Source organism: Brevundimonas sanguinis (assembly GCF_029636725.1).
In the GTDB taxonomy this organism is placed as follows: Bacteria; Pseudomonadota; Alphaproteobacteria; order Caulobacterales; family Caulobacteraceae; genus Brevundimonas; species Brevundimonas sanguinis.
The window spans coordinates 1228809-1249517 of record NZ_CP116770.1 but is presented as its reverse complement, the minus strand read 5'-3'; the positions used below and the strand labels follow the sequence as shown (position 1 = coordinate 1249517).

General features: G+C 69.1%; 17 protein-coding genes. 5 read left to right on the top strand and 12 right to left on the bottom strand.

The features are described from left to right. Window positions 1-178: 178 nt before the first annotated feature. From mce to PIB44_RS06355, 5 genes are all read right to left on the bottom strand, one after another. A complete protein-coding gene (gene mce, locus PIB44_RS06375) occupies window positions 179-601 on the bottom strand; it encodes a methylmalonyl-CoA epimerase (RefSeq protein ID WP_278070777.1) in 423 nt (140 codons plus the stop codon). Beyond that, on the bottom strand, window positions 601-2757 hold the full coding sequence (gene scpA, locus PIB44_RS06370; RefSeq protein WP_278070776.1) for a methylmalonyl-CoA mutase: 2157 nt from the start codon (window positions 2755-2757) through the stop codon (window positions 601-603). The genes mce and scpA overlap by 1 nt, the downstream gene beginning before the upstream one ends. Continuing rightward, complete coding sequence (locus PIB44_RS06365) at window positions 2754-4130, bottom strand: methylmalonyl-CoA mutase family protein (RefSeq protein WP_278070775.1); 1377 nt, start codon at window positions 4128-4130, stop codon at window positions 2754-2756. The genes scpA and PIB44_RS06365 overlap by 4 nt, the downstream gene beginning before the upstream one ends. A 223-nt stretch (window positions 4131-4353) precedes the next feature. Continuing rightward, entirely contained in the window at window positions 4354-6330 is a 1977-nt protein-coding gene (locus PIB44_RS06360) for an acetyl-CoA carboxylase biotin carboxylase subunit (protein ID WP_278070774.1), read from the bottom strand. A gap of 9 nt (window positions 6331-6339) precedes the next feature. Continuing rightward, window positions 6340-7875, bottom strand: coding sequence for an acyl-CoA carboxylase subunit beta (locus PIB44_RS06355; RefSeq protein ID WP_278070773.1), 1536 nt, complete (start codon window positions 7873-7875; stop codon window positions 6340-6342). Between the two features lie 144 nt (window positions 7876-8019). Here PIB44_RS06355 and PIB44_RS06350 point away from each other — a divergent pair, with 144 nt between their 5' ends. Continuing rightward, a complete protein-coding gene (locus PIB44_RS06350; RefSeq protein ID WP_278070772.1) occupies window positions 8020-9432 on the top strand; it encodes a short-chain fatty acyl-CoA regulator family protein in 1413 nt (470 codons plus the stop codon). 138 nt (window positions 9433-9570) lie between these two features. Here PIB44_RS06350 and PIB44_RS06345 read toward each other — a convergent pair whose 3' ends face one another. Next, window positions 9571-11073, bottom strand: coding sequence for a CoA-acylating methylmalonate-semialdehyde dehydrogenase (locus PIB44_RS06345; RefSeq protein WP_278070771.1), 1503 nt, complete (start codon window positions 11071-11073; stop codon window positions 9571-9573). A 103-nt stretch (window positions 11074-11176) separates the two neighbouring features. Here PIB44_RS06345 and PIB44_RS06340 point away from each other — a divergent pair, with 103 nt between their 5' ends. The 4 genes from PIB44_RS06340 to PIB44_RS06325 all read left to right on the top strand — a co-directional run bounded on the left by PIB44_RS06340 (window position 11177) and on the right by PIB44_RS06325 (window position 16541). After that, entirely contained in the window at window positions 11177-12070 is an 894-nt protein-coding gene (locus PIB44_RS06340) for a LysR family transcriptional regulator (protein WP_278070770.1), read from the top strand. Window positions 12071-12172: 102 nt separating this feature from the next. Continuing rightward, a complete protein-coding gene (locus tag PIB44_RS06335; RefSeq protein ID WP_134580362.1) occupies window positions 12173-12883 on the top strand; it encodes a response regulator transcription factor in 711 nt (236 codons plus the stop codon). Between the two features lie 21 nt (window positions 12884-12904). Next, a complete protein-coding gene (locus PIB44_RS06330) occupies window positions 12905-14242 on the top strand; it encodes a FecR domain-containing protein (protein WP_278070769.1) in 1338 nt (445 codons plus the stop codon). Between the two features lies 1 nt (window position 14243). Then, complete coding sequence (locus PIB44_RS06325) at window positions 14244-16541, top strand: CHASE2 domain-containing protein (RefSeq protein ID WP_278070768.1); 2298 nt, start codon at window positions 14244-14246, stop codon at window positions 16539-16541. Here the strand turns inward: PIB44_RS06325 and PIB44_RS06320 are convergent. The 6 genes from PIB44_RS06320 to gspI form a co-directional block, all read right to left on the bottom strand. Then, complete coding sequence (locus PIB44_RS06320; RefSeq protein WP_278070767.1) at window positions 16538-17041, bottom strand: hypothetical protein; 504 nt, start codon at window positions 17039-17041, stop codon at window positions 16538-16540. The genes PIB44_RS06325 and PIB44_RS06320 overlap by 4 nt on opposite strands. A 69-nt stretch (window positions 17042-17110) precedes the next feature. Continuing rightward, window positions 17111-17578 carry a type II secretion system protein M gene (locus tag PIB44_RS06315; protein WP_278070766.1) on the bottom strand — a complete coding sequence of 156 codons (468 nt, stop codon included), beginning with the start codon at window positions 17576-17578 and terminating at the stop codon, window positions 17111-17113. Next, the gene (gspL, locus tag PIB44_RS06310) at window positions 17575-18678 is read right to left on the bottom strand and encodes a type II secretion system protein GspL (RefSeq protein ID WP_278070765.1); all 1104 of its coding nucleotides are present in this window, start codon (window positions 18676-18678) and stop codon (window positions 17575-17577) included. The genes PIB44_RS06315 and gspL overlap by 4 nt, the downstream gene beginning before the upstream one ends. Beyond that, window positions 18675-19661 carry a type II secretion system minor pseudopilin GspK gene (gspK, locus tag PIB44_RS06305; protein ID WP_278070764.1) on the bottom strand — a complete coding sequence of 329 codons (987 nt, stop codon included), beginning with the start codon at window positions 19659-19661 and terminating at the stop codon, window positions 18675-18677. The genes gspL and gspK overlap by 4 nt, the downstream gene beginning before the upstream one ends. After that, on the bottom strand, window positions 19658-20245 hold the full coding sequence (gspJ, locus tag PIB44_RS06300; RefSeq protein WP_278070763.1) for a type II secretion system minor pseudopilin GspJ: 588 nt from the start codon (window positions 20243-20245) through the stop codon (window positions 19658-19660). The genes gspK and gspJ overlap by 4 nt, the downstream gene beginning before the upstream one ends. Continuing rightward, window positions 20242-20559, bottom strand: a complete 318-nt coding sequence (gene gspI, locus PIB44_RS06295; RefSeq protein ID WP_278070762.1) for a type II secretion system minor pseudopilin GspI — start codon at window positions 20557-20559, stop codon at window positions 20242-20244. The genes gspJ and gspI overlap by 4 nt, the downstream gene beginning before the upstream one ends. Window positions 20560-20709: the final 150 nt, after the last annotated feature.

Below are 20709 nucleotides of genomic sequence, written 5' to 3'. Positions count from 1 at the left end.
CATCCTCGGACTTGATCCGAGGATCGAGGGGACCAGCGCGCTCTTCTTGTCCGCCGTCCCGCAAGCGGATAGCCCGATCCTCGGATCAAGTCCGAGGATGACGGCGGAGTAGGCATCAAGAAAAAGGCCCGGTCTCGCGACCGGGCCTTTTGCTCGCATCGGTTTACAAAACCGAAGCTCAGTGCGCCTCTTTCGGCGTCTCCATCAGTTCGATCAGCACCCCGCCCATCTCCTTGGGATGCAGGAACACCACCGGCGTCCCGTGCGCGCCGATGCGCGGCTCCCCCGTGCCCAGGATGGTCACGCCCTTGGCGCGCATTTCAGCGATGGCGGCGTGGATGTCCGCCACCTCGAAACAGACGTGGTGCTGGCCCCCCTTGGGGTTCTTGGCCAGGAAGCCGGTGATCGGGCTGGTCTCGTCATAGGGCTCGATCAGTTCGATCTGGGCCGTCGGCGTGTCGATGAAGCAGACCTTCACCCCCTGGGCCGGCAGGTCGAACGGCTCGCCGATCTTGGTCGCGCCCAGCACGTCGCGATACAGCTTGATCGACTCGGCGATGGAGGGCGTGGCGACGCCGACGTGGTTGAGAGCGCCGATCATCATTTCTTCTCCGCAGGCGTCGGCTGGGCGTAGCCCAGCCGCTGGTTCAGCTTTTCGATCAGGTCCACGGCCGTCTCGGCGATGACCGACCCGGGCGGATAGACGGCGGCCGCGCCCATATCGATCAGAGGCTGCACGTCCGACGGCGGGATGACGCCGCCGACCACAATCATGATGTCCTCGCGCCCCAGCTTGGCCAGTTCGGCCTTCAGCTCGGGCACCAGCGTCAGGTGCCCCGCCGCCAGCGACGAGGCGCCGACCGCGTGGACGTTCTTCTCGACCGCATCGCGCGCGGCCTCGGCGGGCGTTTGGAACAGCGCCCCCGCCGTCACGTCGAAGCCGATGTCGCCGTAGCCGGTGGCGACGACCTTCTGGCCCCGGTCGTGGCCGTCCTGGCCCAGCTTGGCGATTAGGATGCGCGGCGGGCCGCCGTCGTTCTCGACAAAGGCCGCGACCATCGAGCGGGCGCGGGCGACTTTGGGATCGTTCCCGGCCTCCTTGGCGTAGACGCCCGACACCGTCTTCACCGTGGCGATGTGGCGGCCGAAGGCGGCCTCCAGCGCGTCGGAGATTTCGCCGACGGTGGCCTTGGCGCGGGCGGCCCGCACCGCCAGCTCCATCAGGTTCTCGCTGCCGCGCGCCCCCTCGGTCAGGGCGTCCAGGGCGGCCTGCGTGGCCGCCTCGTCCCGCTCGGCCTTCAGCCGTTGCAGCTTCTCGATCTGGCGAGCGCGCACCTCGGCGTTGTCGACCTTCAGCATCGGAATGTCGTCGACGACCGGGTTCAGATATTTATTCACGCCGACGACCGTCTGCTGGCCCGTGTCGATGCGGGCCTGCGTCTTGGCGGCGGATTCCTCGATCCGCAGCTTGGGAATGCCCGCCTCGATGGCCTTGGCCATGCCGCCGTAGGCCTCGACCTCCTCCATCAGGGCGCGGGCCTTGGTCGCCAGCTCCTGCGTCAGGCGCTCGACGTAGAAGCTGCCGCCCCAGGGATCGATGACGCGGGTCAGGCCCGTTTCGGCCTGGGCCAGAATCTGCGTGTTGCGCGCGATCCGGGCTGAGAAGTCGGTCGGCAGGGCCAGCGCCTCGTCCAGCGCATTGGTGTGCAGGCTCTGCGTCTGGCCGCCCGCCGCCGCCATGCACTCGACCATGGTGCGGGGCACATTGTTGAACACATCCTGCGCCGCCAGCGACCAGCCCGAGGTCTGGCAGTGGGTCCGCAAGCTGAGCGACTTCGGATTGACGCCGCCCTCCCGCTTGACCGCCTCGGCCCACAGCAGACGGCCGGCGCGCATCTTGGCCACCTCCATGAAGTAGTTCATGCCGATGGCCCAGAAGAAGCTCAGGCGCGGCGCGAAGCGGTCGATCTCCATGCCCGCCGCCTTGCCCGCGCGCAGGTATTCGATCCCGTCCGACAGGGTGTAGGCCAGCTCGATGTCCGCCGAGGCCCCCGCCTCCTGCATGTGATAGCCGGAGATGGAGATGGAGTTGAACTTGGGCGTTTCCTTCGCCGTCCACTCGAAGATGTCGGCGATGATCCGCATCGAGGGCGCGGGAGGATAGATGTAGGTGTTGCGGACCATGAACTCCTTCAGAATGTCGTTCTGAATGGTCCCGGTCAGCTTGGCGTGGTCGACGCCCTGCTCCTCGCCCGCCACGACGTAGAGCGCCAGGATCGGCAACACCGCGCCGTTCATGGTCATAGACACCGACATCTGGTCCAGCGGAATGCCGTCGAACAGGGTCCGCATGTCCAGAATGCTGTCGATGGCCACGCCCGCCATGCCGACGTCGCCCTTCACCCGCGGGTGGTCACTGTCATAGCCCCGGTGGGTGGCCAGATCGAAGGCGACCGACAGGCCTTTCTGCCCCGCCGCCAGGTTGCGGCGATAGAAGGCGTTGGACTCCTCGGCGGTCGAGAAGCCCGCATACTGGCGGATGGTCCACGGCGCGCCCGCATACATGGTCGGATAGGGCCCGCGCACGAAGGGAGCGAAGCCAGGCAGGCCGTGGATGAAGTCCAACCCCTCGACGGCCCCGGGGCCGTAGGCGGTCTCGACCGTCAGGCCTTCGGGCGTGGTCCACGGCGCGCGCTCAGGCCCGGCGCCGGTGGCGTCGAGGTCGAGGGCGATCTTGGAGAAGTCAGGGAAACTCATTGGGCGGCCTCCTCGAAGGCGGCGGCGAAGCGGACAGGCGCCAGGGCCTCGAACGCCCCGATGACGGCAGGCGCGGCGGGCGCAGGCGTCACCGGCGCGGGGCGCACGTCCGGGTCGACGAATTTGGTGACGCCGACGATCTGAGCAGCGCCGTCCCGATACGCCTTCTCAGCCATGTCGCGGGCGCGGGCGATGCGGAGCTGGATGACCCCGCCCTCCAGGCAGGCGATGACGCCGCCTTCGGCCTCATAGACCTGGAACTCGGCCCAGGCGGCTTCAGCCAGCTCGCGGGTGCGGGCGTCCAGATACCAGGAGCCGCTGGCCGGATCATCGACGCGGCCCAGGTTGGATTCCTCCATGAGGATCAGTTGGGTGTTGCGCGCCTGACGCCGGGCGAAGTCGTCCGGCAGGCCGGCCGCGCGGGTGAAGCCGTCCAGCACCACCGCATCGGCCCCGCCCACGGCCCCGGCGAACCCGGCCGCGGTCAGACGCAGCATGTTCGGCCACGGATCGCGCGCCGACAGCATCCGTCGAGACGAGCGCGCTTCGATCTTTGCTTGAACTTCAACGCCGAAAGCTTTGGAAAGGGTGGCCCAGACCAGGCGCAGGGCGCGGATTTTCGCCAGAGAGTCGAAATAAGCCTGGTCCACGGCGACGCCGAGCACCACGCCCTTCAGCGCCGCCTCGGCCGACAGGCCCGCCTCGACGGCGGCCTTCACATAGGCCACGGCCGACGACGCAGCGAAGGCCAGTTCCTGCGCGATGGAGCCGCCCGCCTCATGCGCCACGCGGCCCGAGGCCATGAACAGCGTCGCCTCGGGATAGGTCGCCGCGTGGGTCGCCGCCGCCTCGGCCGTCTCGCCCATGATCGCCCCGAAGTCGCCCGGCGCCCCGCCCGCCTCGGCATAGGCCGAGATCGGATCGAGGTGGAAGGCCAGCTTGGCGCGGGGCGAACCCTTGGCGAGCGCCGACAGGGCCTCGGCCGCCCTCACGCCCTCGAACCCGGCGTCCAGCGCCACCGGCGCCAGTTCCAGCGCCACCCCATCCAGCGCGCGCGCCAGCTTCGCAGCATCCGCCTCTACCGGCCCGGCGATCAGGATCGACGCCGCCCCGTTCTCCAGATCGGTCAGGATGGCGCGGTTCAAGGCGTCGGCATCCTCGCCCTCGCTCAGCGCCCGCACGTCCCACGCCCGGCCTTCGGAATCCGAGGGCCGGGGCGCAAACACCGGCTCACCGCCATTCGCCGCCCCATACAGGGGCTTGGTCGCCAGATGGTCCGCATCCAGATGGATGAGGCTCTCCAGCGGACGCTCCTTCAGCGCCTTGACGGCGGCTTCGCGCCACTCCAGCGGGGTGGGGTCAGGGAAGGTCATGCGGCCGCTCCTTCTACTTTCTTCATCCTCCGGCCAGCCGTCTTCGCCACGAAGCCCCACGCCATCGCCCCCCACGCCGTCATCCTCGGGCTTGACCCGAGGATCGAGCCGTCCGTCTGCGCGACGTCGGCAGGGATGAGCGCGCCGTCGCACTCGATCCTCGGGTCAAGCCCGAGGATGACGGCGGAAGGAGAGGCACGAAACAGAGGGGAGGCCGCCCCCATCACTCGAACTCCACCAGCACGTCGTCGGCGGCGACCGGATCGCCGGCCTTGGCCTTGACCGCCTTCACCTTGCCGTCGCGCTCGGCCTTGAGGATGTTCTGCATCTTCATGGCTTCGATGATGGCGACGGTTTCGCCGGACTTGACCTCCTGGCCCTCGACCACGGGGATGTCGACCACCAGACCCGGCATCGGCGACAGCACCAGCTTTGAGGTGTCCGCCGCCTGCTTCTCGGGCAGCAGGGCGTAGAGATGCGCCACGTCGGGGCGCAGCACGCGCACCCGCGCCTTGGCCGCGCGGTGGCGGATGTCGAAGCCGTCGGCGGCGCGCTTCACCTCGGCGGTGAAGGCGTCCTCGTCCAGCACCGCCTTGAACAGCGACAGGCCCGGACGCCAGTCGATCTCGGACAGGGAGACCTCTTCGCCGTCGATGGCGACGATCAGGTCTTCGGCCTCATCATAGCCGACCTCGACCTCATAGGCCGTCTTGTCGACCAGGACGGTCCAGTCGGTGCGCTCGCTGGGATCGCCGTCCTGTTCGGCGATGACCTCGTTCATGGCCACAGCCGAGGCGATCAGGATCTTCACCTGCTCGGGGCTCGGCGCCAGGCCGTGGAAGCCCTCGGGGAACTCGTCCTTGATGTAGCTGGTCGACAGCTGGCCGGACTGGAAGCGTTCCTGATCCATGACCGCCGCCAGGAAGGGCACATTGTGGCCCAGGCCCGCCAAATGGGTGTCCTCCAGCGCGCGGGCCATGCCGCGCACGGCGTCGTCGCGCGTCTCGCCCCAGGCGCACAGCTTGGCGATCATGGGGTCGTAGAACATGCTGATCTCGTCGCCCTCGCGGACGCCCGAGTCGTTGCGGACCGTATAGTCGCCCTGATCGCCCTCTTCCGGCTGCTCATAGCGCACCAGACGGCCGATGGACGGCAGGAAGCCGCGATAGGGGTCTTCGGCGTAGATGCGGCTCTCGATGGCCCAGCCGTTGATCGACAGGTCGTCCTGCTTGATCGCCAGTTGCTCGCCCCAGGCCGAGCGGATCATCTGCTCGACCAGATCGACGCCGGTGATCAGCTCCGTCACCGGATGCTCGACCTGCAGACGGGTGTTCATCTCCAGGAAGAAGAAGCTCTTGTCCTGACCAGCGACGAACTCGACCGTGCCCGCCGAGTCATAGTTCACCGCCTTGGCCAGGGCGACGGCCTGCGCCCCCATGGCGGCGCGGGTCGCCTCGTCCAGCAGGGGCGACGGCGCCTCCTCGATGACCTTCTGGTTGCGGCGCTGGATCGAGCATTCGCGCTCGAACAGGTGGATGACGTTGCCGTGCTTGTCGCCCAGCACCTGAATCTCGATGTGGCGCGGATCGACGATGAACTTCTCGAGGAAGACGCGGTCGTCGCCGAAGGCGTTCAGCGCCTCGGCCTTCACGGCGGCGAAGCCCTCGGCCATGTCGTCGTCCGAATGGGCGACGCGGATGCCCTTGCCCCCGCCCCCGGCCGAGGCCTTGATCATCACCGGATAGCCGATCTCACGCGCGATCTTCACCGCCTCGTCCGGCGTTTCGATCAGACCCATGTGGCCCGGCACGGTCGAGACGCCCGCCTCGGCGGCGAACTTCTTGGAGGTGATCTTGTCGCCCATGGCGTCGATCGCCTCGGGGTTCGGCCCGATGAAGGCGATGCCCTCGGCCTTCAGCCGACGCGCGAAGCTGGCGTTTTCCGACAGGAAGCCGAAGCCGGGGTGCACCGCCTGCGCCCCCGTCTGCTTCACGGCGTCCACGATCTTGTCCTGGATCAGATAGGACTGGGCGGCGGGCGACGGGCCGATGTGAACCGTCTCGTCCGCCATCTCGCACGCCAGCGACCCGGCGTCGGCGTCGGAGTAGACGACCACCGTTTTGATGCTCATGCGACGGCAGGTCTTGATGACGCGAACAGCAATCTCGCCGCGGTTGGCGATCAGAATTTTATCGAACATTTCTGGGCCTTACAGCGGGATGTTGTCGTGCTTCTTCCAGGGATTTTCCTGGGTCTTGTTCTTCAGCGTCTTCAGGGCCTTGATCAGGCGACGGCGGGTGCCGTGGGGCATGATGACGTCGTCGATGTAGCCGAGCCCGGCCGCGACGAAGGGGTTGGCGAAGCGTTCCTTGTATTCGGCCTCGCGCGCGGCCAGGGCCTCGGGGTCGCCGGCTTCCTTGCGGAAGATAATCTCGACCGCGCCCTTGGCGCCCATGACCGCGATCTCGGCGGTGGGCCAGGCGTAGTTGACGTCGCCGCGCAGGTGTTTGGAGCTCATGACGTCATAGGCGCCGCCATAGGCCTTGCGCGTGATGACCGTCAGCTTGGGCACGGTGGCCTCGGCATAGGCGAACAGCAGCTTGGCGCCGTGCTTGATCAGGGCGCCGTACTCCTGCTTGGTGCCCGGCATGAAGCCCGGCACGTCGACGAAGGTCACCAGCGGGATGTGGAAGGCGTCGCAGAAGCGCACGAAGCGCGCGGCCTTGCGGCTTGAGTCGATGTCCAGCACGCCCGCCAGGGTCTGGGGCTGGTTGCCGACGATGCCGACCGGCTGGCCGTCCAGACGGCCGAAGCCGCAGATGATGTTCTTGGCGAAGTCGGCGCCGATCTCGAAGAAGTCGGCCTCATCGACCGTCTTCAGGATCAGCTCCTTCATGTCATAGGGCTGGTTCGGATTGGCCGGGACCAGGGTGTCGAGGCTGGCCTCGTCGCGATCCGGCTCGTCATAGGTTTCGCGGAACGGCGGCGTCTCGCGGTTCGACAGCGGCAGGAAGCCGATCAGGCGGCGCACCTCCGACAGGGCCTCCAGATCGTTCTCGAAGGCGCCGTCGGCGACGCCCGACTTGCCCGCGTGGACGCGGGCGCCGCCCAGGTCCTCGTGGCTGACCACCTCGTTGGTGACCGTCTTCACCACGTCGGGGCCGGTCACATACATGTAGGAGGTGTCCTTCACCATGAAGATGAAGTCGGTGATGGCGGGCGAATAGACGTCGCCGCCCGCGCACGGCCCCATGATGACCGAGATCTGCGGAATGACGCCGCTCGCCAGGGTGTTCTGCAGGAAGATGTCGGCGTAGCCCGCCAGCGACTCCACCCCTTCCTGAATGCGCGCGCCGCCGGCGTCGAACAGGCCAATGATCGGCGCGCCCGCCGTCAGGGCCATCTTCTGGATCTTGACGATCTTGGCCGCGTGAGCGCCCGACAGCGAGCCGCCGAACACGGTGAAGTCCTTCGAGAAGACATAGACCAGACGGCCGTTGATAGTGCCGCGGCCGGTGACGACGCCGTCGCCGGGGATGCGCTGCTTCTCCATGCCGAAGTCGTGGCTGCGATGCTCCACGAACATGTCGGTCTCTTCGAAGGAGCCTTCGTCCAGCAGGACGCCGATGCGTTCGCGGGCGGTCAGCTTGCCCTTGGCGTGCTGGCTGGCGATGCGCTTCTCGCCCCCGCCCAGCTTGGCGGCGGCGCGACGGCGCTCGAGCTCCTCGAGGATGGCCTGGCTCATGGTTGGGCGACTCCCTGACTTCGTTCAGAGTCCAACAAGCCGCTTGGTTGCAAAAAGGCAATCGCAACTTTGCAAAAGGCTTCCAAGTGCGTAAGCCTGCCAAGGCGGACAGGCGTTTTTGCAAAGTTGCAATGCCCAACAACCATGGCTGAAAAACTCTACCTCGGGACCAAGGTCCGCAAGCTGCGCGAAGCGCGCGGCTGGACGCTGGAACAATGCGCGGGGCGGCTGGCGCTGTCGCCGTCCTATCTGTCGCAGATCGAGACCAACCAGCGCCCGGCCACGGCGCGGGTGCTGATCGCCCTGACGCGCGCCTTCGACGTGGATGCCAGCCTGTTCGATCTGGACGGCGACGCCCGCCTGATCGCCGACCTGCGCGAGGCGACCACCGACGTCGCCGGCCACGCCGAGGCGCCGACGGCGGGCGAGCTGAAACACGCAGCCATGAACGCGCCCCGGCTGGCGCGGCAATTTCTGGCCCTGCATCAGGACTATCGCCGTCTGGACGAGCGGCTGAAGACGCTGAACGAGACTCTGGGCCGCGACGAACGCGCGACGGTCGCCGCCCCCGCCCTGCCCTATGAGGCGGTGCGCGACTTCTTCCACTATCGCGACAACTACATCGACGCCCTGGACCGGGCGGCGGAGGATCTGGCCGCGCGGCTGAACCTCGGCGAGGGCGCCCACCCGGAACGCGAGTTGGAGACCGCCCTCAACGACCTGTACGGCGTGCGCGTCGCCACGGGTCAGGCGCGCGGCGCCATGCGGCGCTTCGATCCGGGCGCGCGCATGCTGTACGTCGACGCCAGCCTGCCCGGCGCCACCCGCGCCTTCCAGATGGCGCACCAGCTGGTGCGCCTGCGGTTCGAGGACCTGATCGAGCACGAACTGGACCGCGCCGCCTTCGACATTCCCGCCGCGCGCGACGTATGCCGGGTCGGTCTGGCCAACTATGCGGCGGGGGCGCTGCTGCTGCCCTATCGCGCCTTTCTGGAGGCGGCGCGGGAGTTGCGGCACGACGTGGACCGCCTGCGCAACCGCTTCCACGTCAGCTTCGAGCAGGCCTGCCACCGGTTGAGCACCCTACAGAGGCCCGGATGGCGCGGCGTGCCCTTCTACTTCGCGCGGGTGGACATGGCGGGGAACATCACCAAGCGGCACAGCGCGACGCGCTTCCAGTTCGCCCGCTTCGGCGGCGCCTGCCCGCTGTGGAACGTGCACGAGGCCTTCAGCGCCCCGGACCGCATTCTGGTCAATCTGTCGGAAATGCCGGACGGCGCCCGCTACGTCTGCATCGCCAAGAGCGTGTCCAAGCCGGGCGGGTCGTTCCTGGAGCCGGACCGGCGCTATGCGCTGGGTTTGGGATGCGAGATCGAGCACGCCGCGCAGTTGGTCTATGCGGATGGACTGGACCTCAACGGCCCCCCGACCCGCATGGGCGTGAACTGCCGCATCTGCGAGCGGACGGACTGCACCCAGCGGGCCTTCCCGCCGATCGACCGGATGCTGGCCGTGCCGGAGAACGAGCGCGGGGTGATCCCCTATACGCTGAGCTGACTTTCTCCTCCCCATGAAATGGGGAGGTGGATCGGACGCGGAGCGGCCGAGACGGAGGGGCCGCTTGGTTCCGCTGTCCCAAGAGGCCCCTCCACCACTTCGTGGTCCCCCTCCCCACTGACGTGGGGAGGAAACGCGTCAGCTCATCGTCGGGATGATGAAGCTGGAGTCCTCGTGCTCCAGCGCGCTGTCGGGCCAGCGGGCGGTGACGGTCTTGGTCTTGGTCCAGAACTTCACGCCTTCCATGCCGTACTGGTTGGTGTCGCCAAAGCCCGAGCGCTTCCAGCCGCCGAAGGAGTGGTAGGCCACCGGCACCGGGATCGGCACGTTGATGCCCACCATGCCGACGTTGACGCGGGCGGCGAAGTCGCGGGCCGCGCGGCCGTTCTGGGTGAAGATGGCGACGCCGTTGCCGTACTGGTGCTTGGACGGCAGGCTCAGCGCCTCTTCGAAGTTGGCGGCGCGGACAATCTGCAGCACCGGGCCGAAGATCTCTTCCTGATAGGAGGACATGTCCGTCGTCACATGGTCGAACAGCGACGGGCCGATGAAGTAGCCCTTCTCATGCCCCTGCAGGCTGAAGTCGCGGCCGTCGACGACCAGTTCGGCGCCTTCCTCGACGCCCTTGCTGATCCAGCCGGCGACGCGGTCGCGGTGCTGGGCCGAGACGACCGGGCCGTAGTGGGCCTGATCATCGGTCGAGACGCCGACCCGCAGGGTCGGGATTTCAGCGACCAGACGCTCGCGCAGTTCATCGGCGGTCTTCTTGCCGACCGGCACGACGACCGGCAGAGCCATGCAGCGCTCGCCCGCCGAACCGTAGGCCGCGCCTGACAGGTCCTTGATGACCTGATCCAGATCGGCGTCGGGCATGACGATGCCGTGGTTCTTGGCGCCGCCCATGGCCTGGACGCGTTTCCCGTGCCGGGCGCCCGTTTGATAGACGTAGTGGGCGATGTCCGACGAGCCGACGAAGCTGACGGCGTGGATGTCGGGGTGGGCCAGGATGGCGTCTACCGCCGTCTTGTCGCCGTGGACGACGTTCAGCACGCCCTTGGGCGCGCCCGCCTCCATCATCAGTTCGCCCAGACGCACCGGCACGGACGGATCGCGCTCGGACGGCTTCAGGATGAAGGTGTTGCCGACGGCGATGGCGACGCCGAACATCCACATCGGGATCATGGCCGGGAAGTTGAACGGGGTGATGCCCGCCGCCACGCCCAGGGCCTGACGCGAGGAGTAGACGTCGATGCCCGGACCGGCGCCCAGCGTGTATTCGCCCTTCAGCGCGTGCGGGATGCCGCAGGCGAACTCGATCACTTCCAGACCACGCTGGATGTCGCCCTTGGAGTCGGCGATGACCTTGCCGTGCTCGCTGGACAGCATCTCGGCCAGTTCGTTCATGTTCGCCTCGACCAGGCGCTTGAACTCGAACATGACGCGGGCGCGGCGCTGCGGGTTGGTCGACGACCAGCCTTCGAAGGCGGCCTGCGCCGACTGGACCGCGCGGTCCATCTCGCTGACGGTCGCCAGCTGGACGCGGGCTTGAACCTCGCCGGTGTTGGGGTTGAAGACGTCGCCGAAGCGGCCGGACGCCCCTTCGAAAGCCGCACCGTCGATGAAGTGGCGAATGTCGCGCATTGGCGTCTCTCCCGCTGATTATGGTTCTTCGTGAGCCTGCCCTAGCAGAGCGGACCGGTCAGGCCCATTGCAATCTTGCAGGTGATGATGTGCATATCTGCATATGTTCGACTGGGATGATCTGAGGGTGTTTCTGGCCGCCGCCCGCGCCGGGTCTCTGGCCACGGCGGCGCAGCGGTTGGGCGTGGACGCGGCCACCGTCGGGCGGCGCGTCGCGCGGCTGGAGACGGCGCTGAAGTCGACTCTGCTGGTCCGCTCGGCCGCCGGGCTGCACCTGACGGCCACCGGCGCCCAACTGCTGGAGCGAGCGCTGGACGCCGAAAGCGCGATGGAGGCCGCCGGGCGCGTCACCCAGCCCGACCTGATTGCGGGCGCCGTGCGGATCAGCGCCTCGGAGGGCTTCGGCGGCGCGGTGTTGGCTCCCGCCCTGCCCGGCCTGCTGGCGGCGCATCCGGGACTGAACGTCGAACTGGCGGCCAGCTCCGGCTTCCTGTCGCCCAGCCGCCGCGAGGTGGACATGGCCATCACCCTCAGCCCCGCCGACAGCCCGCGCCTGATCGTCGAACCGCTGACCACCTATCAACTGGCGCTCTACGCCGCCCCCGAACACCTGGAACGGCACGGCGCCCCGCAGAGCATCGACGACCTGAACCGCTTCGACATGGTCGGCTATGTCGACGACCTGATCTATGCGCCCGAGCTGCGCTACCTGGAGGAGATCCGCCCCAACCTGCGGCCGCGACTGGCGTCCTCGTCCATCCGCGCCCAGCGGGACATGGTGGCGGCGGGCGGCGGCATCGGCGTCCTGCCCTGCTTCCTGGCCGAGGGACTGACGCGGATTCTGCCCGATCAGGTGCTGATCGAGCGCCGGTTCTGGCTCAGCACCCACCGCGAGGTTCACGGCGCCGCCCGGCTGAAAACAGTGCGGCGATGGATCAAGTCCCTGTGCCGCGATCAGACGCCCCGCTTGACGCCCCTGCCAGGCTTGTCACAGTGAATTTCAACCTTTCCGCGAGGTGACTATATTTTACATTTTACACTCGCCTAATGCGCCACTTCCACAGCTATGGTTCAGCCATTCCCCGGAGCGTGCAGAACTATGAAAATCGCGGTGTTGGACGACGATCCTGTCCAGTTGGAGTTCATCTCCGACGTGGTCGAGGACGCCGGTTATCGCGCCACTCTTTTTTCGCGAGGCCAGGCGCTGATCTCGGCGCTGCGCAAGGACACCTTCGACATGATCATTGTCGACTGGAACCTGCCGGATCGGTCGGGGCTGGAAATCCTGACCTGGGCGCGGAACAATCTGAAGCCCGCGCCGCCCATGCTGCTGGTCACCAGCCGCGCCGAGGACGAAGACGTGGTCGCGGGCCTGGACGCCGGGGCTGACGACTACCTGCCAAAACCTCTATCCAAGCCGGTGCTGGCCGCACGTATCAACGCCCTGATCCGCCGCGCCTACGCCCAGCCGGTCACGCCGGGCATAGAGACCTACGACGACATCGTCTTTCACGAGGCGGCAGGCAGCGTGGCGCGCAATGGCGAGACCATCGCCTTGACGGCCAAGGAATACGCCCTGGCCCTGCTGCTGTTCCGCAACCTGCATCGGGCGCTGTCGCGGACCTATATTCTGGAAACGGTCTGGGGCAATGAGCCCAATCTCAACAGCCGCTCGCTGGACATGCACGTCTCGCGGGTGCGCAACAAGCTGGAGCTGCGGCCAGAGCAAGGCTTCCGCCTCACACCCATTTACAGCTACGGTTACCGCCTTGAGCGCGTCGCGGGGGCCGATTCCGCCATCGACGCCTGAGGTCCGCGGATGAGGCGAGGCATGAAGTCCAACTGGTCCTGTGTTCTGGCGGCTGCGGTTCTGCTGTCGGCGGCCCCGGCGGCGGCGCAGTCGACCGCCCCTGCACGCCCGACCGAGACCCTCGACTATGTGGTTCGCCCCGGCGACACCCTGATCGACCTCGCGACCGCCTATATGAACCGGCCGCTGGATTACCGTCGGGTGCAGCGCGAGAACCGCGTCGTAAACCCGCGCCGCCTGTCGATCGGACGCACTCTGGCCTTGCCCGTGGATCTGCTGCGCGCCGATCCGGACGAGGCGCGCATCGCCGGCTTTCGCGGGGCCGTAACCTTGCATCAGGGCGGCGTCGCGGCCGCGCCCACAGCCGGTCAGATCGTTCGTGAGTCCGCCGTCCTGAGCACCGGCGCCAACGCCTTCGTCCGCCTGGCCTTGTCAGACGGCAGCCATGTGGTGGTGCCTTCCAACAGCCGCGTGCGCGTCAGCCGCCTGCGCCGCTACGCCATCAACGGCGCCGTCGATCACGCCCTGACGGTCGAGGCGGGCCGCGCGGAATCCAGGGTCACGCCGCGCACCCGCCCGGGCGGCTTCGCCATCCGCACCCCCGTCTCGGTTTCGGCCGTGCGAGGCACCGACTTCCGCGTCTCCTTCGACGAAGTCAGCGAACGGTCGGCCACCGAAGTGCTGGACGGCGCCGTCGCCGTGGCCTCTGGCGAGGACGAAGCGCTGGCCGCCGCCGATCAGGGCGTCAGCGCCGCCGCAGGCGCCGTTCGCCTGCTGCCTCTGTTGCCCGCGCCCGCCCTCGCCCGCCCCGACGCGCCTCAGACCCAGGCCCAGGTCGTGTTCGAGATCCAGCCCCTGGCGGGCGCCGAGCGCTATCGCGGCCGCGTCGCCCAGGACGCCGGCATGATCGAGGCCTTCGCCGAGGCCGACAGCGCGCCCGGCGGCCCGCTGGCGTTCGGAGACCTGGACGAAGGGGCCTATTTCCTGCGCCTGACCGCCCTGTCGCCCGAGGGGCTGGAGGGCAAGGCCACGACCTACAGCTTCATCCGCGCCCGCAACGGCGTCGGCGGACTGGCCTCGGCGATGGAGCGGCGCGACCGCAGGCGTTTCTATCGCTTCCGCTGGGAGGCCGAGGGCGTGGGCGAAGCCGCCTTCCGCTTCCAGTTGTGGCGCGAGGCTGAAGACGGCGGCGTCGACGGCCCGCTTCTGATCGACCAGCCCGGCCTGACCGACGAAGCCTTCACCCTCAGCGACCTGCCGCCGGGCGTCTACAGCTGGCGCGTGCAGAGCGCCCGTCACCGTTTCGGCCGCCTGCTGGAAGCCTGGTCCGAGCCGCAACAGCTGCGCATCGGGCGCTAGGGTGGCGCCCGCGCCTTCCGGGCTGAAAGGCGGCTGGAAACGCTGGTTCGGCGCTCGCCTCACCGGCCGCCGCGCCCTGGTCGAATGGGTCGTCGTTGCGGCTTCATCCGCCCTGCTGATCAGTTGGCTGGCGCTGACGCCGGTCGCCGACGGGCCCGACCACCTAGTCTATGACGCCCTGATGCGGGCCAAGGCCGGGCCGGCTGACGAGACCATCGTCATCATCGCCATCGACGACCGCAGTCTGGAGGCCCTGGGCCAATGGCCCTGGCCGCGCGACCTGCACGCCCGCCTGATCGACCGCCTGACCGAGGCGGGCGCCGGGCCGGTCGCCTACGATGTCCTGTTCACCGAGCCCTCGTCGCAGGATGAGCCGCTGGCCGTCGCCTTGACCCGCAACGGCAAGGTCCAGCTCCCGGTCGTCGTGGATGCGCCGGGCCTGAACGGCTCCGCCTTTCGCGAAGACGCCCCCGCCGCCCGACTGGCCACGGCCGCAGCGGGAATGGGTCACGTTAATCTGACGGTCGACAACGACGGCGTCGTGCGCCGCCTCCCCCTTTATCTCCAGTCGGGCGGTCAGAGTTGGCCGCATCTGATCCTGCCTCTGGCCGCCACGAGAACCGCCATCCCGCCCCCGCCCGCGCCACAGGCCGACGAGGCCCTCTATCCCGCCGCATCGGAGGCCGTGGTCTATCGCAGCCCGCCCGGCGCCTTCCGCACCCTGTCTTTCGTAGACGTTCTCAACGGCGAGACGCCCGCCGACTTTCTGAAGGACCGTCTGGTGCTGGTCGGGGCCACGGCGCCGGGACTGGGCGACCGCTACGCCACCCCGGCCACGCCGCACGGCGAGCTACGCCCCGGCGTCGAGGTGCAGGCCGCCCTGCTGCAAACCCTGCTGCAAGGCGGCGGCCCGCGCAGCCTTTCGCACGGGTGGGTGCTGGCCTTTTCCCTGCTGCCGCTCAGCCTGCTGGTCGGCGGCTTTCTGATCCTGCGTCCGGCGGCCAATATGGCGCTGGGCGTCGGCCTGATCATCCTGACCTTGCTCGCCACGGCGCTGGCCTTCCTGGCAGGCGGCCTGTGGTTCCTGCCCTCGGCGGCCGTGGCGGGTCTGGCTCTGGCCTATCCTCTGTGGAGCTGGCGTCGTCTCGCCGCCGCCTCGGCCTATATGCAAAGCGAGGTCGAAGCCTTCGAGCGCGACGGCGTGCGCCTGACGAGCCCGGCCCGAGGCGGTGACGTCGTGGCCCGTCAGGTCGACGCCCTGCGCGCCGCCGTGCGCCAGGTCCGCGACCTCGAACGCTTCATCTCCGACGCCCTGCGCAGCCTGCCCGACGCCACGGTGGTGGCCGACCCCTACGCCCGCATCATACTGTCCAACGACCGGGCCGAGGCCCTGTTCGGCGACCAGTTGCAGGGGGACGCCGACCTGCCCCTGCTGTTCCAGTCCCTGGGCGAGCCCGCCTGGCGCCGCTTCCTCGACCCGAACGGCGATCCCGGCGAGATCGCCACGCCCGACGGCCGTATCCTGAAGGCGGCGGCCTCGGTCCTGACCGACGCCGAGGGGCAGCCGGTCGGCCACATCGTGCGCTTCGCCGACATGACCCGTTTCCGCGCCGCCGAGCGCCAGCGCACCGAGGCGCTGCAACTGCTCAGCCACGACATGCGCGCGCCCCAGGTGTCGATCCTGACGCTGCTGGACGGCCCCGCGCCGCGTCTGGACGCAGCGGTCCAGAAACGCATCGCCGATTACGCGCGCCAGACCCTCGACCTGGCTGAAGGCTATGTGCAGCTGGCCCGCGCCGAGAGCCAGCCCTATCGCTCAGAGCTCATGGACCTGGGTCAGGTGGCGATGGACGCTGCCGACATCCTGTGGCCCCAGGCGTCGAAGAAGGGCGTCCGCATCCTGACGCCCGACGGCGAAGAAGAATTCCTGGTTCAGGGCGATCCCGCCCTGCTGCGTCGCCTGACCACCAATCTGCTGGACAACGCCCTGAAATACGGCCCCAGCGGCGGAACCATTCAGGTCAGCCTGAGCGGCGCCGAAGAAAACGGCCGCCCGGTCTGCGTCCTCAGCGTCAGCGATCAGGGGCCCGGTCTGTCCGAAGACGCCGCCCGGCGCCTGTTCCAGGCTTTCGGTCACGGCGGCGCTGACCACCGAGGCGCGGGCCTGGGCCTCGCCTTCGTCCGCACGGTCGCAGAGCGCCACGGGGGAACCATCCGTCACCAGGCCGGATCGCCAGGCGCGACCTTCATCCTCACCCTGCCCCGGGTGATGGACCCCCAGGCCAGTCCGGCCAGCTAATCAACTGCGCCCAGCTGGGACACCGCCGCATCCGCCAGCAGGCCCGGCGCCTCGTCGGCCTGACCTCGCCCCAGGACCGAAGTCGCCGACACGCGATAGGCCCCCGGCGCATCACCCGGCCCTGTCAGGATCAGGCTCAACGTATGGACCTGACGGCGGCGGCTCCAGAACTGCGGCAGGCGGGGCGCCTCGGTCCATTCGCCGTCTCGCGCATCGACATCGGTGAAGACGCCGGTCTTCTGAGGCCGCACGGCATAGGCCGTCTCGACCCGCCAGGCGGTCTTGTCGTCGACCTCGCGCCAGCCGCGCGCGGCCAGCGCCTGTCGTACCGCCGCAGCCGCCGCGCGGTCGGTCTCGGTCGAAGCTTCTCCCTCGAACAGGCGATAGGCGGTCACAGCATCGGGCACGGCGGCCGATCGTACGGTCTCGACACGCGGCGGCGAGGCGCATCCCGCCAGGAGCGCCGCACTGATCACAGGAAGAGCCAGACGAGATATCATGATTGCGATACCTGCCCCGCCCGGACGCTCAAGTCCACAACCCACCAACGGGCCGAGACGGAAAAGCCGCTATGCGCCGGAAGCGAGCGCCCCGGTGACGCCCAGCGTCCCGTCGGCGTTTTCGACAACGCCCAGTTCTTCGATCCGCGCCCCGCCTTCCTCGAGCGCCGCCAACCAGCCGAAGGCCTGGGCCGTCGTGACCCGCTCCAGTCGGAAGCCGAGCCGCCCGCCTTCGGACATGCCTAGCGTCGGCTGCACGCCCGCCGTCAAGGCCGTCGACGCGACGAGCGCCTGCAGGTCGACCGCCTCACTCGGTCGCGCGCCTCGTTGGGCCACAGCGGTCTGAACCTGCGCCATCTGCCGCTCAGCCGCGACCCGGGCGCGCGCCTGATCGGCCTTCCAGCCGTCCAGCGGACGCACCACGCCCAGCCAGGCGATGACGCCCAGCACCACAACGCCCATGACCGCCAGCATCCGCCGTTCGCGCAATGACCGCCCGTCCCACAAGGCGACGATGGATGAGAAGGGGGTCCTCATCGGGCGCCTCCGATCGTCAGCGTGCTGATCATCCGTCCGCCCTCCTCAGCCGAGGTTTCATCGACCACCGCCAAACCGGCCTCGGCCAGATCGGCGCGCACGGCGTCCAGATCATTAAAGGCCGCGTGGTTCATCGTGACCCGCAACCCTTCGCCGCCCAAGGTCGCATCATCCAGTTCGGCGCCCGGCACGCGCTCGACGGCGGCGAAAACGGCGGACATCGCGCGCGCAGTTCCGCGCGGCGGCGGCCCGGCGTCCAGACGGCGCAAGGCTTCGGCCGCCGCATCCTTGGTCGTCGCCAGTTCGGGATAGAGTTTCACCGCCCCGATCCTCGCCTCCGCTCCGGCGCCGTCCGCCGCCGCCCGATCACGCAAGCCTTCCGCCGCCATCAGGATCAGCGGCGAGATCAACAGGGCCGCCGCCAGACCCGCCGCAAGACGCCAGCCCTTCGCCGCCTGCCCACGCTCGCGCCGGTCATGGACCTGCAGCAGATCGACCGGCGCCGCCATCGCCCCCGCCGCCAGAGCCGCCTCCAGGGCCTCGCCTTCCACCCAGTCGAGCGCGCGCCCCGCCGCCATCGCCTCGACCAGATCAGGCTGCACCGTCACGGCCAAGGTCGGACCGCGCAAAGCCACGTCCGCGCCGATCTGCGCAGCGGTCCACGTCTCAGCCTCCAGCCGCGCGGGCAGGCACAGATTGTCCGGCACGACGGCGTCAGGCCGGATGTCGAAGGTCTCCATCCAGCGCAGCCAAGCCTGCAGCAGCTTGGACGACACCGCCGCCGTCAGGCGCAGGCCGCCGTCGGCAGGCGCCGCGCCCAGGGCGACGTCCAGCCCCTCGACCTCGCCCGCTGCCTGATCGCGCAGCGCCCAGCGCGCGGCGGCTCTGGCCTGGGCCATATTGCCCGGCGGCAGGTCCAGCCAACGCGTCATGACGTCGGCGCCGGGGGCCACGGCGATGGTGCGGATCGACGGCGGGGCGTCGGCCTGATGCGGGTCCAGCTCGCCGCGCCCGACGACGCGGCCCTCGCGATCAACCAGCAGGAAACGCGCGGGCAAGGTCGCGGTGGTCGGGATGAACAGGATGCGAGCGTGACTCATTCTTCGGGCGTCCAGCGGCGGATGACGGTGCGCGCCGCGCCATCGGGCGCGACGTGGATCAGGGCGGTGCGGACGGCGCGGGCGTCGCCGTGCTCGATCTCGACCCGCAGGTCGAAATAACGGGTGGCCAGGGTGATCTGGCCCTTGGCCTCTTCGTCGACGACCACGCCCGACAGGGCGGGCTGGGCCCAGAAGGCGTCGGGGCTGGACCACCCCGTCCCCGGGCGCGCGGCGATGGCGGACTTGGCCGCATTCAGCCCCACCACGCCCCGGCTGATCGCGACCAGCAGCACGGCGTCCTGCGGCTCCAGCGTATTCACATTCAGAGGCGACAGCCGGGCTTCCGGCAGGGCGCACAGATAGGGCCTCAACCGGCGATAAAGGGTGTCGCCCCCCCCCGCCACGGCGCGCAGTTCGCTGACCTCGGCCAGCATGACCCCGCCGGTGCGATAGGGCGTCGGGCGGCTGGCGTAGGTGGAATCTTCGGCCCCCTGCGCCGAGACCTCCGCGTCGCCGTCTATCCAGTCGGTCAGCGCCGCCGCGACCGTCGCCATCCGCCCGCGCGGCACGCCCAGCGCCTCGCCGAGCGCGATGAACTGCGCCGCCCCTTCAGGCCTCGCGATCAGATCCTCGCCCTGGCCCAGCACCAGGCTGTTCAGGTTGAAGCAGGACTGGCCGTCGCGGATCACCGCCCGCCCCTCGCCGTCTTCCAGCGGCAGGGTGAAGACACGGCCGTTCCAGTGCGGCTGAAGCGGCGTGCGCGCGGGATCGGCGCGAACCAGATCGGACAGGCGGCGACGCGCCAGCGCCTCCGCCCCCGCCGCATAGGCTTGCGCCTGGGCCTGGGTCTCGGCGTTGGTGGTGCGGCGCACCGAAAAGCGAACATCGTCCAGCAGCACCACGCACAGCGCCGCCATCACCGCTACCAGCAACAGGACGGTCAGCAGGGCCATGCCCCGGCGATCGCGCGCGCCCAGCTTCATGCGGCGGCGACCAGAAACAGCTGCTCGACCGGGCCGAAGCCGTCGAGCGTCAACGTCACCCGCACGGCGTCCGGCAGGGGCCGGTCGCTGCTGGCGGAAAAGGCGGGCGCCTCGGAGCCGTTCTGGATGAAGGCGACGCGGGCGTCCTTCACCCCGCGATACAGCACCTGCGGCGGCCCGGCCCGCGCCCCATCCAGATAGGGGGCCACCCGGCGCTCCAGCCGATCCTCGACCAGCCGGTACTCGATCCGTTGCAGGGAGGCGCGCGGCGCTCCGTCCGGGTTGCTCCAGCCGCTGCGGGCCAGCACCAGCAGGGGATCGCCCGGCAATTGCGGGCCCATGATCGCCTGAGGCGCCGGACGCCCCGTCGGCCCGCGCACCCGCCGCGCCGTCGCCTGCGCCAGATCGGCGCGCAGCAGCGCCCGCGTGCGTTGCAGCGCCGCCACGCGATCCGCGTTGGCCTTCACCGCAAATCGGTTATCGATCGACTGCCCCAGCACCAGCGCGCCCGCCCCCGCCAGCAGGGCGAAGATCAATAGGGCGATCAGGACCTCAACCAGCGTAAATCCAGCGCGCGACTTCATGCGCCCGCCGCCCGGAACAGCACGCGCTCGTCGGCCTGTTCCTCATCGGCGAAGACGCGCACGTCGATGCGGCCGACGCCCGGCATATCCGTCGCGCTGACCACCCGCACCCATCGCCACTCGCGCCCGCCCAGCGACGCCTGCCCTGAGATGCTGCCGCTGGGCAGGTCGCGCGCGATCATCGCCTCAGCGGCCACATTGTCGGCGACGATGCCGCCCAGCGTCCGTGTCTCGACCCGCGCCGCCGAGCGCGTGCTCTCGCCCGACAGGTTCAGCAACGCCATCGCCGCCAGGCCGAACACGGCCAGCGCCACCAGACACTCGATCAGGGTGAAGCCGCCCCTAATAGCCCTCCCCCTCGAGGGGGGAGGGTTGGGTGGGGGGGCAGGCAAGGCGATGGCCGTCGAGGCGCGGAGACGCCGCGCCTCCTGCGCCCTCTCCCGCAACGTCGCGCCCGCACCCCC

Bases quoted from the DNA above. Each gene is read 5' to 3' on its own strand.
- mce (WP_278070777.1), bottom strand. From the start codon at position 601: ATGATCGGCGCTCTCAACCACGTCGGCGTCGCCACGCCCTCCATCGCC.
- scpA (WP_278070776.1), bottom strand. From the start codon at position 2,757: ATGAGTTTCCCTGACTTCTCCAAGATCGCCCTCGACCTCGACGCCACC.
- PIB44_RS06365 (WP_278070775.1), bottom strand. From the start codon at position 4,130: ATGACCTTCCCTGACCCCACCCCGCTGGAGTGGCGCGAAGCCGCCGTC.
- PIB44_RS06360 (WP_278070774.1), bottom strand. From the start codon at position 6,330: ATGTTCGATAAAATTCTGATCGCCAACCGCGGCGAGATTGCTGTTCGC.
- PIB44_RS06355 (WP_278070773.1), bottom strand. From the start codon at position 7,875: ATGAGCCAGGCCATCCTCGAGGAGCTCGAGCGCCGTCGCGCCGCCGCC.
- PIB44_RS06350 (WP_278070772.1), top strand. From the start codon at position 8,020: ATGGCTGAAAAACTCTACCTCGGGACCAAGGTCCGCAAGCTGCGCGAA.
- PIB44_RS06345 (WP_278070771.1), bottom strand. From the start codon at position 11,073: ATGCGCGACATTCGCCACTTCATCGACGGTGCGGCTTTCGAAGGGGCG.
- PIB44_RS06340 (WP_278070770.1), top strand. From the start codon at position 11,177: ATGTTCGACTGGGATGATCTGAGGGTGTTTCTGGCCGCCGCCCGCGCC.
- PIB44_RS06335 (WP_134580362.1), top strand. From the start codon at position 12,173: ATGAAAATCGCGGTGTTGGACGACGATCCTGTCCAGTTGGAGTTCATC.
- PIB44_RS06330 (WP_278070769.1), top strand. From the start codon at position 12,905: ATGAAGTCCAACTGGTCCTGTGTTCTGGCGGCTGCGGTTCTGCTGTCG.
- PIB44_RS06320 (WP_278070767.1), bottom strand. From the start codon at position 17,041: ATGATATCTCGTCTGGCTCTTCCTGTGATCAGTGCGGCGCTCCTGGCG.
- PIB44_RS06315 (WP_278070766.1), bottom strand. From the start codon at position 17,578: ATGAGGACCCCCTTCTCATCCATCGTCGCCTTGTGGGACGGGCGGTCA.
- gspL (WP_278070765.1), bottom strand. From the start codon at position 18,678: ATGAGTCACGCTCGCATCCTGTTCATCCCGACCACCGCGACCTTGCCC.
- gspK (WP_278070764.1), bottom strand. From the start codon at position 19,661: ATGAAGCTGGGCGCGCGCGATCGCCGGGGCATGGCCCTGCTGACCGTC.
- gspJ (WP_278070763.1), bottom strand. From the start codon at position 20,245: ATGAAGTCGCGCGCTGGATTTACGCTGGTTGAGGTCCTGATCGCCCTA.